At 44.5% G+C, this 14,236-nt stretch carries 13 protein-coding genes and 3 pseudogenes; 13 read left to right on the top strand and 3 right to left on the bottom strand.

Annotated elements, in window-relative coordinates:
* Positions 1-87 precede the first annotated feature (87 nt).
* The 4 genes and pseudogenes from VZF35_RS03605 (at position 88) to VZF35_RS03590 (ending at position 4,865) form a co-directional block, all read left to right on the top strand.
* Positions 88-1,475: pseudogene (locus VZF35_RS03605) on the top strand (FAD-binding oxidoreductase).
* A 2-nt stretch (positions 1,476-1,477) separates the two neighbouring features.
* Positions 1,478-2,763: pseudogene (locus tag VZF35_RS03600) on the top strand ((Fe-S)-binding protein).
* Positions 2,764-3,007: 244 nt separating this feature from the next.
* The gene (locus VZF35_RS03595) at positions 3,008-3,727 is read left to right on the top strand and encodes a FadR/GntR family transcriptional regulator (RefSeq protein ID WP_407311081.1); all 720 of its coding nucleotides are present in this window, start codon (positions 3,008-3,010) and stop codon (positions 3,725-3,727) included.
* Positions 3,728-3,797: 70 nt separating this feature from the next.
* The gene (locus VZF35_RS03590; protein ID WP_407311079.1) at positions 3,798-4,865 is read left to right on the top strand and encodes a 4Fe-4S binding protein; all 1,068 of its coding nucleotides are present in this window, start codon (positions 3,798-3,800) and stop codon (positions 4,863-4,865) included.
* Here the strand turns inward: VZF35_RS03590 and VZF35_RS03585 are convergent.
* Entirely contained in the window at positions 4,824-5,672 is an 849-nt protein-coding gene (locus VZF35_RS03585) for a phosphatase PAP2 family protein (RefSeq protein ID WP_407311077.1), read from the bottom strand. The two genes, VZF35_RS03590 and VZF35_RS03585, sit on opposite strands and share 42 nt — an antisense overlap.
* Positions 5,673-5,729: 57 nt before the next feature.
* A pseudogene (locus VZF35_RS03580) lies at positions 5,730-6,011 on the bottom strand (carboxymuconolactone decarboxylase family protein); the annotation flags it as partial.
* Between the two features lie 117 nt (positions 6,012-6,128).
* Between VZF35_RS03580 and VZF35_RS03575 the strand changes: the two are divergent.
* The 9 genes from VZF35_RS03575 to VZF35_RS03535 all read left to right on the top strand — a co-directional run bounded on the left by VZF35_RS03575 (position 6,129) and on the right by VZF35_RS03535 (position 13,509).
* Positions 6,129-7,388, top strand: coding sequence for an NAD(P)/FAD-dependent oxidoreductase (locus VZF35_RS03575; RefSeq protein ID WP_407311075.1), 1,260 nt, complete (start codon positions 6,129-6,131; stop codon positions 7,386-7,388).
* A 41-nt stretch (positions 7,389-7,429) separates the two neighbouring features.
* Positions 7,430-7,897: a hypothetical protein gene (locus tag VZF35_RS03570; RefSeq protein WP_407311073.1), complete on the top strand. Its 468-nt coding sequence runs from the start codon at positions 7,430-7,432 to the stop codon at positions 7,895-7,897.
* A 121-nt stretch (positions 7,898-8,018) separates the two neighbouring features.
* Positions 8,019-8,438: a HutP family protein gene (locus VZF35_RS03565; RefSeq protein ID WP_407311071.1), complete on the top strand. Its 420-nt coding sequence runs from the start codon at positions 8,019-8,021 to the stop codon at positions 8,436-8,438.
* A gap of 14 nt (positions 8,439-8,452) precedes the next feature.
* Positions 8,453-8,821, top strand: a complete 369-nt coding sequence (aroH, locus tag VZF35_RS03560; RefSeq protein ID WP_407311069.1) for a chorismate mutase — start codon at positions 8,453-8,455, stop codon at positions 8,819-8,821.
* Between the two features lie 353 nt (positions 8,822-9,174).
* A complete protein-coding gene (aroF, locus tag VZF35_RS03555; RefSeq protein ID WP_407311067.1) occupies positions 9,175-10,206 on the top strand; it encodes a 3-deoxy-7-phosphoheptulonate synthase in 1,032 nt (343 codons plus the stop codon).
* A complete protein-coding gene (locus VZF35_RS03550; RefSeq protein WP_407311065.1) occupies positions 10,200-11,096 on the top strand; it encodes a prephenate dehydrogenase in 897 nt (298 codons plus the stop codon). Before aroF ends, VZF35_RS03550 begins: the two co-directional genes overlap by 7 nt.
* Positions 11,097-11,131: 35 nt before the next feature.
* Entirely contained in the window at positions 11,132-12,418 is a 1,287-nt protein-coding gene (gene aroA, locus VZF35_RS03545; RefSeq protein ID WP_407311063.1) for a 3-phosphoshikimate 1-carboxyvinyltransferase, read from the top strand.
* Positions 12,415-13,146: an AzlC family ABC transporter permease gene (locus VZF35_RS03540; protein WP_407311061.1), complete on the top strand. Its 732-nt coding sequence runs from the start codon at positions 12,415-12,417 to the stop codon at positions 13,144-13,146. The genes aroA and VZF35_RS03540 overlap by 4 nt, the downstream gene beginning before the upstream one ends.
* A 33-nt stretch (positions 13,147-13,179) precedes the next feature.
* The gene (locus VZF35_RS03535; RefSeq protein WP_407311059.1) at positions 13,180-13,509 is read left to right on the top strand and encodes an AzlD domain-containing protein; all 330 of its coding nucleotides are present in this window, start codon (positions 13,180-13,182) and stop codon (positions 13,507-13,509) included.
* A 229-nt stretch (positions 13,510-13,738) separates the two neighbouring features.
* Here the strand turns inward: VZF35_RS03535 and VZF35_RS03530 are convergent, their stop codons facing one another.
* Positions 13,739-14,134: a PaaI family thioesterase gene (locus tag VZF35_RS03530; RefSeq protein WP_407311057.1), complete on the bottom strand. Its 396-nt coding sequence runs from the start codon at positions 14,132-14,134 to the stop codon at positions 13,739-13,741.
* Positions 14,135-14,236 lie beyond the last annotated feature (102 nt).

Genomic DNA, 14,236 nt, shown 5'->3' with positions numbered 1-14,236 from the left:
TAGATTATTATATGAGTATCAAACTAACTTAAAGTATATCTTAGGTGGTCTGACAGTCAGACAAATGATAAAAGGGGGATATAATAAATGTTAGCTCGTGAAGTCTTGGAGGAACTTGTGCAAGTGCTTGGTCGTGAAAATGTTCTTACGGAACAAGAAGATTTACTGACCTATGCATATGATGCAACTGCGGCGATGAAACATCATAAGCCGGATGTAGTGGTTTCGCCCCTTTCCACCGAACAGGTAGCTGAGGTCGTTAAAATCGCTCAGCGCCACCAAGTGCCAATCTATCCGCGTGGATCAGGAACGAATCTCAGTGGGGGAACTATTCCTACTCAAGGCGGTATCGTTCTGTCTATGCTCAACCTTAATAAAATCTTAGAAATGGATCAAGATAATTTAACCGCAACGGTTCAGCCCGGTGTTATTATCCAGGACCTCAACAACGAAGCGGCTAAATTTGGTTTGATTTATCCTCCCGACCCTGGAACAGTGACCACAGCAACCATGGGTGGTTCAGTCTCTGAATGTTCGGGTGGATTACGAGGATTAAAATATGGAGTCACTAAACATTATATCATGGGTTTAAAGATTGTTCTTGCGAATGGAAAGATCATTCGTTGGGGCGGAAAAACAGTTAAGAATGTTACAGGTTATGATTTAGTAGCCCTTTTCACAGGAGCAGAAGGTACATTGGGGATTATCACGGAAATGATTGTAAAATTAATCCCAGCTCCTGAGACGAGAAAAAGCGTCTTAGGTGTCTTCGACAACCTGGATAAGGCCGGTAATGCTATTGCAGCGATCATTCGAAATAAAGTAATTCCCGCAACCTTGGAAATTATGGATAATGTAACAATTCAAACTGTGGAACATTTTGTTCATGCGGGTCTTCCTCTTAGCGCTGAAGCGGTGCTTTTGTGCGAGGTAGATGGCTATAAAGAAGTCGTTGAACGGGAATCTGTATTAGTAGAACGAATTTTGAAAGAAGAAGGCGCCGTCGAAGTAAAAGTAGCCAAGAATGATCAAGAACGTGACCTTTTATGGCTCGCCCGCCGCAGTGCACTTCCTGCACTGGCACAGAAACGACCGACAACAGTTCTTGAAGATGCCACAGTTCCACGCAGTAAAATCCCTGATATGCTTAAAACCATCCGTAAAATTGCGGACAAGCATAACCTGCAGATTGCAACATTTGGTCATGCTGGTGATGGAAACCTTCATCCCACGATTTTAACGGATGAGCGAGATCAAGATGAAATGAAACGGGTTCATCTTGCAGTTAATGAGATATTCCAAGGAGCTATAGCCCTGGGGGAACTCTTTCGGGTGAGCATGGAATTGGGATTGCTAAAATGGACTTTTTAGGACTGGAATTTGGAGAAGCCGGTGTTGAGGCCTTGAGAAAAATCAAAGAAGCCTTGGATCCCAACTATATGTTGAACCCTGGCAAAATTGTGAGGAGGGACTAATCGTGTCCGTATATGATAGTTTGGATTCGATTACCGAGGAACTCCATAAATGTATGAAATGTGGCAACTGTCAGGCCGTTTGCCCAATTTACAAAGAGACACGTAAAGAAGTTGGTGTTGCGCGGGGGAAAATAAGTTTAGCAGAACTTATTCTTTCGGGGGATGCAGAAATGACCGAGGGAATGGCAGAGCGTTTTTCCCTTTGCACCACTTGCATGGCTTGTAATAATAACTGCCCGTGTGGAGTCCGGTTCGATAAAATAATTTTAGCAGCTCGAGCAGAAGCTGTACGAAAAAAAGGATTGCATCCAGTTAAAAAGATTGCTTTTACAGCTTTGAAAATGCAGCGGATTTTCGATTTTGGTATGAAAACGGGGAGTCTTTTTCAGGGCGTAGCCTTAAAGCATCTGCCGCATAAAAGTGATCGAGTAGCGCGAATGCGCTTTGATATTGGGATCGGGACAGAAAAAGTTTTTCCCATGTTGGCCAAGCGGCCTTTACGCTCAGAGTTGCCTGAAGTGATACAGGTTAAAAACCCCAAAATGAGGGTAGCCTTTTTTACCGGTTGTATGATCAACTATTTTTACACGGATATCGGTAAAGCAGTGGTTGATGTTTTAACAGAAAACGATATTGAAGTTGTCATCCCCCGAGGACAAGGTTGTTGTGGAATTCCTGCTTCTGTTAATGGAGATATTGTCTCGGCACGTGCTTTAGCAAGACGCAACTTACGGGCTTTTGAGAAAAAGGCGCGGATGCTTTGGTAGTAGCCTGTTCCTCAGGCGGAACTGCTTGGAAACATGTTTTTCAGGAGCTCTTAGAAAATGATCCGGAATTTAGTGCCTTAGCTAAGAAATGGTCCGGGAAATCCTATGATATTTCTGAATTCTTAATCCACAAAGTACCCTTTAAAAAAGAGGGCCTGGGTCGCGTTAATCGTAAAGTAACCTACCATGATCCTTGCCATTTAAATCGTGGGCAAGGAATCAATAAAGAACCGCGTGAAATTTTGAAAAGTATCCCGGGAGTAGAATTGATAGAAATGAAAGAACCAGGCCGTTGCTGTGGGATGGCTGGATCCTTCAGCCTCGTTCATCCAGATCTTTCTGTTCAAATTTCCGATCGTAAAACAGCGGACATTGCCCAAACTCAGACTGATACCGTGGCAACCGGTTGTCCTGCCTGTCGCTTGCAATTGCAGAGTGGGGTAGAAAATGCCGGGATTCAGGAGCAGGTTATGCATACAGTTCAAATTTTAGCTGAATCCTATCGAGCAGGTAAGAAATAAGCTAAGACAAAATAAAGCTAGTTATGTTAAGACAGGTCAAGATTAGCTTTACAAAACCTTGTTAATTGTATAAAACAGGCGTTATATGGAAACACGACGAGTGTTTCCATCTTTTTATTATGAAAAATATGGATTTTGCTTCATACTAGTGATAAACTCAATAGCGTGATAAAATATTCTATATAATTATAATAGTGTTGTCTTTTTATCTTTGAAGGAGAAGGCTTTACAAGGAGTGACTAGGGTGATTTTAAAACCCATAAAGACCCAAAAAATTTATGAACAGATTGTTGATCAAATTGGCCAGCTAGTAATAGATGGGCATTTGAAACCTGGCGATCGTTTACCGTCAGAACGAGAATTAGTGGATCGGTTTCAGGTTAGCCGTTCATCGATACGTGAAGCTGTTAGTGCGCTGGAGTTAATGGGACTAATAGAAGTTCGTTCAGGTGAAGGCATGTACATTAGGCAGGTAAACGTTGACTCTGTGGTAGCTCCTCTGGCCTGGATGCTGTTTATTGAAAAAGACTCGGATTTGGAACTTTATGAAGCTCGAAAGATTCTTGAAGTTCAAGCGGCAGGGTTAGCGGCGGAGAGGGCGGCAGAAGACGAGGTCCGTGAGATGTACAAATACCTGGATCTCATGCGCATGGACCTTGACTTAGAGCGAACCGGAGAAGAGGCTGACCATTGTTTTCATTATTCAATTGCCAAAGCCACACACAATAAAATTTTAATTCGCCTTATGAACACAATCTCGGATACGATGCGAATAACCCTGAAAACTAGTCGAGATAAGCTTGCAGTCGATAAAAATAAACCGCAGAGATTATACGACGAGCATTTTGCAATCTATGACGCGATTAAAGTTCATGATGTCGAGAAAGCCCAAAAATTAATGTTAGATCACTTAATTGGCGTTGAAAATGAATTGGCAAAGGACCTGCTTCGTAATTACAAATAGAAAAGGCGGAAACACTATCAATGTGTTTCCCGCCTTTTTTACACTAGTCAGAATAGTGAGGGTCTAAATCATGACTTGTCAAATAGTTTATCATAACGGAAATTGCCTGAATGCCAAAAAACCTTATGCAACTACTTGTCGATTGTGTATTGATATCTGTCCGTATCAAGCAATCTCAGACTCTCGACAAATAGATGCCCAGAAATGTTCCGAATGTGGGGCTTGCATGGCTGTTTGCCCAAGTGATGGTTTTGTCGATGTCACGATCGGTAAGCTTCATGAATATCTGAACGAGGCAGATGAAATTCGCCTGAATTGTCCTCAGGCTTTGCCTGGAGGCTTTGAGATTCCTTGTCTTGGCATGTTTGACAGAGATGGTTGGACTTCTTTAATACTATGGGCCAAGGAAAAACCTGTAACGATTGTTACAGGAGTTTGTGCCGCGTGTGGGGATCGCTCCGCTTGCGCTACAAGCGTGCAGGCGTTTAAACAGGTCCATGCGTCTTGGCCGGATCACGCGGAAGTTCATATCCAAGTACATCCTGATGATGGTCAAGCAGCCGTAGCTAATAAAATTAATACAGTGGCTTCTAAAACAGTCGCACAGAGAGAAAACTGGCGTCAGAAAAGCCTAAAAAAAGTTGAAGAATGGTTGCCTAACTTAACTGCCGATCAGACCTATCCCATACCTAAAGGTCGACAAGAGCTAGTGCAAGTCTTGGAAAAATACCCTGATGTAAAGATACCCTTCCCTGCATTAGCTGTCACTGAGTTGTGCACGAATTGTGGGGTTTGTGCATCAATTTGTCCGCAGGGTGCTCTGCAAAAAACTGAGGAGTGGGACCCTGATCCGAAGGCTAAAGAGTCTATGCAAGAAGACAAAATTATCTCGATGAAACTCATATTAGAGCCTCAGAAATGCGTTCACTGCAATCGCTGTGTGGAAGTTTGCCGATCTAAAGCTCTGTCATTTACGACGAAAATGTTAACCCATCGTTTGTTAGTGGGTAAGGTATTGATCCACGAAGGGAGTCCCCTATATTGTAAACAATGTGGGAAACGAATTTTTGACAACTCAGAATTATGCTTAGTCTGTTCAACGAGTGATCCCCAAGGAAGAGGTTCTTTCTTCCTCTAAGGGACTTTCCCACTTCAAGCGGCGGAAGGTGTATGGTGCGCCAAAGGATGTCCATAATCCTCCGCTTGCAAGAACGGGGAGGTAAATCCAAGAGTAACTAAGGGTGAACGGGTGCCAAAGCCAGACCCAAATTCCTAAAACACAGAGACCTAAAAGAGTTTTTGATAGGGATACGACAATTCTGGTACGTTCCCGATAGTCGAGATAATAATCTTCCAGAAAATAGCCGCTGGTGAATCCGCTGACAAAGCCTACCATTTGAAACCCTTGGCGGGTATGGTAAATTAAGAGGAACAACAAGGGAAGTATGATAGTAAGGGATAGTTTTAAGCGCAGCGAGATTTGAAGTTTTAATACGCGTTCATCCAGCCGCTGAAAACCAAATACCATCAAAGCTCCTATTAGATATCCTCCTAAAACATCTCCAGGCCAGTGAACACCTAGGTAGAGTCTGGAAAAACCAACACCAAGGATCATAAATACTCCAATTCCTAACCAGCGCTTTTGGGATCGCCAACGGTTCCATATGTAGGGATAAAAGGTAGCAACCCCTTGACTATGTCCGCTGGGGAAAGAACTTCCGGCAGCAGAAGAAAGATAGAGAGAGCGGACACCTGGTTGCCCAATAGGGCGAGGTATGTTAAACAGATCTTTTAGCAGACCATTAAAAGCCATGGAAGTTAAGAATAAGGTTGCAAGACGAAAGCCGAAGCGCTTATCAATATTCCAATAGAGAAGTGTAATTAAGAAAATATAAGTCGGCTCACTGCCTAAAAAGCTTATGAGAATAAAAAAATTATCTACCAAGGGAGTATGGATTGATTGAATATGTTGATAGAACGTTAGCATTGACGCCGCGCCAACTCACGCATGGTGACCGCCACACCCGCAATGAGCACTATGTTCGTGGGTCTTTTTCCTAGGTTCGCGTAAGAGCTGTTCCGTTAAATGGGTTACATGAGTTATCGGCTGCTGTTGAATCGCCGAGGCCAAGCTTATGATTTCTTGGATCTCAGCTGAGTTAACGCCCATTTCTAAAGCTTCCGTGATCGCGACACGAAGTGAAGCAAGCGCATTACAGGCTACAGCTGCTGATATTTGGGCTATTACAATCGTCCGTGGGTCAAGACTCATTGAAACATTCCTCCTGAAATTAGTAGTTTTCTTAAATGTATTTTAGATATGGCTAATTTTAGCACACCTGAGTTTCAAGGGCAAAAGCTCAGGACTATGGGAACATTGCCAAACTGAAAGGAATAAAGGATGAAAGATTATCAGGTTATTATAGTTGGCGGCGGAGCGGCTGGCATGATGGCAGCAGGGCAGGCAGCAAAAAACGGCAAGAACGTTTTGCTGCTTGAGAAAAAGGAACGATTGGGCAGGAAAATTGCCATTTCCGGTAAAGGCCGCTGCAACATAACCAATGAAGAAAATGTCTCGGATTTTATTCGCAATTATCCAGGAAACGGACGCTTTTTACATGGTATATTGCGGGAGTTTGATAATGTTGCCTTACGGCAATTTTTGGCACACTATGGAGTGGAGACAAAAGTCGAACGAGGTGGGCGCGTTTTTCCCGTTTCAGATGATGCTGAAAACGTTGTTGAAGCTCTGGCTGCCTTTCTGACAGAAATGGGAGTCACGATACTTACTGGGATTACAGTAGAGGAGATTCTTGTTGAAAATGGGCGAGTCATAGGAGTACAAGGACTTGGTCAAAAGCGGTTTTATGCACCGGCCGTGATCGTCTGCACTGGAGGATGTTCATACCCGGCTACCGGATCAACGGGCGATGGCTATCGCTTTGCCCGCAAGCTGGGGCACAAGGTGATCACGCCACGACCGGCTTTAGTCCCTCTTAAAGCGGTTGAAGTTTGGGTCAAAGAACTGCAGGGACTGTCCCTCAAAAATGTAGAAGCTTCCTTGTGGATCGGCGGGAAGAAAAAGGCAGCAGAGTTTGGGGAAATGCTTTTCACTCATTTTGGGGTATCTGGCCCCATTATTTTAACCATAAGCCGTCAAGCTGGGGAAGCCTTGGGCAAGGGTGAATCGGTTAAACTGCAAATCAATTTGAAGCCGGCGCTTACCTTTGAACAATTGGACGCCCGAGTCCAAAGGGACTTTCAAAAGTATAGCAATAAACAATTTAAAAATGCCCTTGACGACCTGCTCCCTCAAAGTCTGATTCCAGTCATCATTCACTTGAGCGGGATTAACCCGGAAGGAGTCGTGCATCAAATCAGCCGTGAAGAACGAAAACGTTTGGTTGCTTTGCTGCAAGGGTTAACTCTTACAATTACGGATACGCTCTCGATTGAAACCGCTATTGTTACTGCCGGAGGAGTTGACGTTAAAGAGATTAATCCCAAAACAATGGCCTCAAAATGCGTAGAGGGGCTCTATTGGGCTGGAGAAGTTGTGGATGTTGATGGGATAACAGGCGGGTATAATTTACAGGCTGCCTTTGCAATGGGTTTCCGAGCCGGACGAGCTGTGACTGAGGAAGCATTTTCTCAGGTCTGATAAAGATGCTTCGTGCATACACTCTTTCCGAGGTGGTGTTTGTGCGTAGAAGAGTTAGCTTATTGGAATGGCTTTGGAATAGTGTTCAGCAAGGAGAGCGCCGTGTCATTCGGGTAATGGTTCTGGCTTCGGTAATACTTGTCGTAATGCAGCTGAGCGTTGTACGTGATCCTCTGCAATTTTACATGTCTGTAGCGACAAAGGTGGAATCCCCTCCCCTTGATTTACCTTCACTGGCGACGAATAAGCCGGATACCTGGCAATTGACCTTAAAAGCAGTCCCTGCTGCTCAGATACGTGTTCTTCAAAATGGAAAAATCATTACAACTTTGATTAAAGGAGAACAGCGTATCAATGCTCAAACGGGACAGATTCAGCTGGATGGCACGAATGTTTCTCAGGCGATAAAGGTACAGATTATCATGAATAATGAAGGATTGATGGAGCCACGACAAACACAAATAGTGGTTTTGCCCGGTACTATTCAGACCTTCACTGTTAGTCCGTAATGTTGCAAATCAAGAATCAGAGGGCTATAATTCAATCATCAGAAGAGTTTACTCTTCAATAGAAGGAGGGTAGAATGGTAGGAGTTATATAAGATCTTAGGTTTGGGAAAGGAAGAACGGGATGATGGCACAAAGCAAGAAAATAGCGCTCGCTGCCTTAAAAATGGCAATGACAGAGAGCAGAGAAGAAGAAGCCCATTTGAAAGAATTTTATCAGCGGCAAGGCGTTAAAACTGCTGCAGTGGATTATGGCGGAGAGTATATCAATTCAGTGCGAAAGATTGTTGAACGCGCGATCGTAGCGGCCAAACGCGAAGGGGCCATCCATGAAACGCATGGCGACGAAGGCGCAGTAGCAGGTGCTACACGAGAAGCTTTAAGCCAAATTATGAATAAAGCAATGGGTTTAAATATTGGCGGGAAGATCGGAATTGCACGTCAAGATGACCATTTGAGTGTTGCCGTCTTTTTTGGTATAGGGTTGCTGCATTTAGACGAAGTGGCCGTAGGCCTGGGACATCGTGTCGCTCCTAAAGAATAGAGGGGGGAACCTATATGGTACGGGGAATTCGAGGTGCAACTACCGTAAATTCCAATGATGCAGGAGAAATTCAGGAAGCAACGAAAGAACTCTTGCAGATGATCCTTGTTGAAAATCACTTAAGCACAGAAGACTTGATCAGCGCGATTTTCACAGTGACGTCGGATCTTAATGCAGATTTCCCTGCATCAAGTGCCCGTGCGATCGGCTGGCAGTTAGTTCCTTTGTTATGTGCTACGGAAATACCGGTGCCCGGTTCCCTTCCGCGCTGTATTCGTGTCTTAATACATGTCAATAGCACGTCTACGCAAAGGGAAATTCGGCACATTTTTTTGCGGGAGGCAGCGGCTTTACGCAAAGATCTTTTAGAAACAATTGATTAGATTTTCTTGTTTAGGGGTTGTAGAGACAGCCTTCTCTGTGGTAAGATAGTTTCAATTTATAACTCTGGGATAATTTAATGGGCTTTGTTAGGCAAAGCTTATGTAGAATGGTATTCAATAATATTGGTGATCGTTTGTTAGGTTTATAAGGAAGCGATCGTAGGATAGTAGGATGGGCGCAATTTATGAATGAAGGCACCCTCTATTTAGGGGTGTTTTTTTATAATTTTTTAAAGGAGGGTTGAGTAAAAATTTCAACAGCGGGGAACATCTAAACGATCTAACATGTCATTAGTAGAATGGTAGAAAAATGGTTATACAATAAAGTAGTATGGTTGAAAGGGGTAGGGAAAATGATTATTGTCATAAAAAAAGGTGCCACAGCTGAGCAGGTTGAAGAGGTTTCGACGCGATTGACGGAAGAGGGATTCAAAGTACACCTTTCCCAAGGAGTTGAAAAAACCATTGTTGGTGCTGTCGGAGACCGCACGCGAATCGAGGCCCTTGATTTAGAAGCTTTGCCCTGGGTAGAAAAAGTCGTGCCGATTTTGGCGCCGTATAAATTGGTTAGCCGTGAATTTCACCCTACAGACAGTATCATTCGAATTGGCGAGCATGAAATAGGCGGAAATAAGGTTCATATGATGGCAGGACCTTGTGCCGTCGAAAGCAGAGCCCAGATTTTGGAGACAGCTCACGCTGTTCGCGAGGCTGGCGCGACATTTTTACGTGGCGGAGCGTTTAAACCGCGTACATCCCCTTACTCTTTTCAGGGATTAGAGGAAGAGGGACTGCGTTATTTGGCGGATGCCCGTGAAGAAACCGGACTTATGGTCGTTACGGAAGTTATTGATGCCCGAGATGTTTCCCTTGTTGCCCATTATTCAGATATTCTTCAAATTGGAGCTCGGAATATGCAGAACTTTATTTTGCTCAAGGAGGCAGCGAAGTCTGGAAAGCCAGTCCTTTTGAAACGAGGACCTTCAGCAACGTTAGAAGAGTGGATGATGGCGGCAGAGTATATTATGGATGGCGGAAACTACCAAGTTATGTTCTGTGAACGGGGAATTCGCACCTTTGAAAGTTATACGCGCAACACTTTGGATTTAACTATGGTACCTGCGCTGCATTCTCTCTCGCATTTACCGGTCATCGTTGACCCAAGCCACGGAACTGGACGGTGGCAGCTGGTCCATCCCATGGCTAAGGCATCTTTGGCAGCCGGGGCTGATGGTCTGATCGTTGAAGTTCATCCCCATCCGGAAAAGGCCGTATCCGATGGCAAGCAATCCTTAACACCGGAGAAATTTAATATTATGATGGCGGATTTAGCCGGATTAAGTCAAGCGCTTGGTCGCCCATTAGGGGGAGTGAGTTCGTGTTAGAGCAACCTGTGGATATTCTAACACCGGGATGGTCAGGCCTTCGAGTTCCGAAGGCCTGCATCTTTGGGTTGGGATTAATTGGTGGGTCTTGGGCAGGGGGGTTACACCATCTTGGCTGGGACGTCGCTGCTGTTGACACTGAAGAGGCGAGTATTGCAGAGGCTATTCGTCGTGGCTGGCTTCAAGAAGGCTGGTCGGCTGTTCCGGAGTATTTAGATGTAGACCTTATCGTTTTAGCGCTTCCTCTCCAAGAATTAATGAAGGGCTTTAAACACTTGATGGCCAAAATTCCGAAAGGAGTTATTATTACGGATGTGGGAAGCATCAAATCCGAGGTTTGCCGAAAGTGGCAGGAAGAGAGTTTTAAGGATTCAGATGTTTATTTTGTGGGGGGCCACCCGATGGCGGGCTCGGAACAATCGGGGTTTGAAGCCGCAGACCCCAACCTCTTTCGTGGTTATCCCTACGTATTAACTCCAGCAGCGGACTGTCCAGATCCTGTCCTTCAAAAACTTGTTCAGCTTGTTCTGGCGATGGGCGCGAAAGTAGAGCTTCGAGAACCCTCGCTTCATGATCGGCATGTCGCTATGGTCAGTCACATTCCGCATATCTTAGCAGTCACGTTGACGTTAGCCGCCAAGGATGCTTCCCAAGAAGGAGAATCCCTATTGTCCTTAGCAGGTCGGAGCTTTCGGGAATTGACACGCATTGCTGACAGTTCTCCGGAGATGTGGAAAGAAATCATGGTCAGGAATTCTAAGTCAATCCTTGATGGTCTTACACTTTGGGAAAAAAGAGTGAAAGAATTTCGCGAATTCCTACAAAATGAGGATGGCGAGAAGATCGCAGAGGAGTTTCGGCTTGCTCACAATATTCGAGCCGACCTCTGATTTGGTATATGACAGAAACGATAGGAGGAATACCAATGGGAGGCGTATTTATTAGACCGATCGCCGGAGTTGAGGGTGAAATTCGAGTCCCCGGAGATAAATCCATCTCTCATCGGGCTGCTCTTATGGGCGGAATGGCTTTTGGAGAGACCCATGTTACAAATTTTTTATTAGGACAAGATTGCTTGAGCACGCTTCGGTGTTTAAAACAACTCGGCGTAGTTTGGGAAAGGCAAGGAACCGAAGTTTGGATTCGAGGGAAAGGTATGGAAGCGTGGCAGGAGCCGACAAACGTTTTGGATGCCGGAAATTCGGGTACGACCTTCAGGCTGATGCTTGGAGTCTTAGCAGGAAGTCCCTTCTCGGTTACCTTGAGTGGAGATGATTCTCTGCGTTCTCGGCCTATGCGGCGGGTCACCGGGCCCTTAAAGCAGATGGGGGCAAGTATTCTGGGAAGGTCTGGAGGCAACATGGCACCCATAACGATGATGGGCGGTCAGCTGCAGGGACAATCGTTCCACACTGAAGTGGCTTCTGCCCAAGTAAAATCAGCTATATTGTTAGCCGGTTTAAGGGCAAACGGAGAAACGAGCGTGCAGGAACCTTCACTATCACGGGATCATACCGAGCGGATGCTCAGAGGGTTCGGTGTTGAAGTTGACAGCGCTGAAACCTTCGTTAAAGTGCGGGGCGGCGCACGCCTGACAGGCCAAAAAGTTTTTGTTCCAGGAGATATATCCTCGGCAGCATTTTTCCTTGTATTGGGAAGTTTAATGAGACAGGGTGAGATCATCTTGCCAGATGTCGGAATTAACCCGACTCGAACAGGAATCATTGATGTTTTACAGGCAATGGGAGCAGATATAGAACTGTTAGAGAGTTCGGAATTATGCGGTGAACCACGCGCGACACTGCGGGTTCGTCCTTCACAGCTAAAAGGAGTCGAACTTGGAGGAGACATGATTCCACGTCTGATTGATGAAATCCCCATTTTGGCTGTGGCTGCAAGCCTTGCTGAAGGAGAAACTGTCATTCGCGACGCAGCAGAACTAAGAGTTAAAGAAACAGACCGCATCCAGAGAGTTGCGCAAGGTCTGAATGCTTTAGGGGCTAAGATCGAGGAACTTCCAGATGGGATGAGAATTCAAGGCCAACCAGCCTTACGAGGCGGAGAAGCCAGCAGTTTTGGAGACCATCGTTTAGCTATGGCTTGGGCTATTGTCGGCATGTTATCCAAAGAAGGAGTTAGTGTGGAAGATATGTCTGCCGCGGATGTCTCCTATCCAAACTTTATAGACGTTATCAAGAAGGTAGTTCTATGAGTACTGCGGTAACATCGGATATTGATAAAGGTTTTGTTTATGGGCTGCGTCAATCTTTGAGCATTGTGGTCGGATATGTTCCTGTCGCAGTGACCTTTGGAATCTTGGCGACACAGTTTGGGATAAGTTTCTGGGAAGCAGGACTGATGTCCTGTTTCGTATTTGCTGGCGCCTCGCAGTTTATTGCCATCGAAATGATTCACCAAGGTGCAACTGCCTGGGTGATAGGTCTGACTACTTTAATCATTAATATTCGTCATGTACTTATGAGTCTGTCCGTTGTGCATTTTTTCCCAGAAAGAACGCTACCATGGTCATTAGGTTTAGCCCAAGGGCTTACCGATGAGACCTTTGTACTTAATTCGAGAATTCTTAAAGAGGTCGTTGGGGAAGAACAGCGCCGTCGGATTATGTTAGGGATCAATTCGGGTGCCTTTGCTTCGTGGGTTGTTTTTACTATCTTAGGAGGTTTGATCGGGAAATGGCTGCCCGTTCAGTTTTCTGGTTTTCAGTTCGCACTTTTAGCTTTATTTATTATCTTAACGGTTTCGTCATTATCGAAAAAGAACTTAATGACCTACCTTCTTGCCGGGACTTTAGCAGTTGTTTTTAAATTGCTCCTTCCAGGGAAAATCTATCTGATTCTAAGCGTTGTTCTCGCAGCGGGGATTGGGGCGCTTTGGCAGCGGAGAGATGCCCAAAATAGGCAGGTAAACGATCAACTATGACAATTTTGCCGTTCGGGTTGAGAGAGGTGAGCTATGTCGATCCAATTCTTCGAAACGATTCTATTCATGACTTTGGTTACTTATGGTTCGCGTGTCCTGCCGTTTCTTTTGTTTAAAGGCAAGAATGTTCAAGGCTTTGCTCGGGATTTTATTGAGCTTGTTCCAATCGCTTTGTTGGCCGCTTTAGTGATTCCGGAGTTGGTGACTCCCGGCGGGTCCATTGCCGTGATTCACAATCCTTATTTATGGGCTGGAATACTGACGTTTCTTTTTGCGCGCAGGATTCCTAATCTTTTTTTAGGAATTCTTTTTGGAATGGTTGTTTTTTGGGGCGTGGATAAATTTCTGTTTGTTATACATTAACAAAAGCAAGATTCAGATACATTACGCAATAGAGTTGGATAAGTTTAGATAAGGGAGGGCGCTTATTGTCTCATTGAATATGAGATCAATAAGTGCCCTCCCTTATTATTTAGAAAACTTAAAGTCATGTATCCAATTAATTATTAATATTTTTTATTTTCAAAATGATTAAAGAACTCTTTAATTAGAATACGAAAATAAATATTAATATTTGCGAAAAAAATCAAGATCAGCGTTTAGGTTGAGTAACCATAAAGGTTGCAGTTCCAATGGCGACCAGATTACCCGCATCATCTTTAATTTCACTTTGACCAACGATGAGGTTGCGCCCTTTTCGGATGACCTTTCCTTCAGCTCGCAGGGTTCCAACATTAACTGGACGCAAGTAATTGATGTTCATTTCTACCGTTGAAGCACCTACTTCTGGATCTAATTGTTGATTTACAGCCACGGCAATTGAGCTATCTAACAACCCGGCGAGAACCCCTCCGTGAACATTTCCAAAGAATTGTTTAAGATTATCATTAATTTCCATAATAATTTGGGTTTTGCCCTCATGTTCGATGATGGACATGCCCATGTGTTTCCAGTAATATCCACTCTCTAGCTCTGAAATTCTTACCACAGCACTAAACCTCCTCTTTACAAATCATTCTCACACAGTGTGTGCTAATTTTCAAGAATATGGACGGTATTAGTTAAGTTGCATGCCTCTCTTTTAAGACTT

Source organism: Desulfosporosinus paludis, assembly GCF_045689965.1.
In the GTDB taxonomy this organism is placed as follows: Bacteria; Bacillota; Desulfitobacteriia; order Desulfitobacteriales; family Desulfitobacteriaceae; genus Desulfosporosinus; species Desulfosporosinus paludis.
This window is presented reverse-complemented; position numbering and strand designations above follow the sequence as displayed.

What these genes read in the sequence shown, in the direction of transcription:
- VZF35_RS03590 (WP_407311079.1), top strand. Translation starts at nt 3,798, where the DNA reads ATGACTTGTCAAATAGTTTATCATAACGGAAATTGCCTGAATGCCAAA.
- VZF35_RS03575 (WP_407311075.1), top strand. Translation starts at nt 6,129, where the DNA reads ATGAAAGATTATCAGGTTATTATAGTTGGCGGCGGAGCGGCTGGCATG.
- VZF35_RS03565 (WP_407311071.1), top strand. Translation starts at nt 8,019, where the DNA reads ATGATGGCACAAAGCAAGAAAATAGCGCTCGCTGCCTTAAAAATGGCA.
- aroH (WP_407311069.1), top strand. Translation starts at nt 8,453, where the DNA reads ATGGTACGGGGAATTCGAGGTGCAACTACCGTAAATTCCAATGATGCA.
- aroF (WP_407311067.1), top strand. Translation starts at nt 9,175, where the DNA reads ATGATTATTGTCATAAAAAAAGGTGCCACAGCTGAGCAGGTTGAAGAG.
- aroA (WP_407311063.1), top strand. Translation starts at nt 11,132, where the DNA reads ATGGGAGGCGTATTTATTAGACCGATCGCCGGAGTTGAGGGTGAAATT.
- VZF35_RS03540 (WP_407311061.1), top strand. Translation starts at nt 12,415, where the DNA reads ATGAGTACTGCGGTAACATCGGATATTGATAAAGGTTTTGTTTATGGG.
- VZF35_RS03535 (WP_407311059.1), top strand. Translation starts at nt 13,180, where the DNA reads ATGTCGATCCAATTCTTCGAAACGATTCTATTCATGACTTTGGTTACT.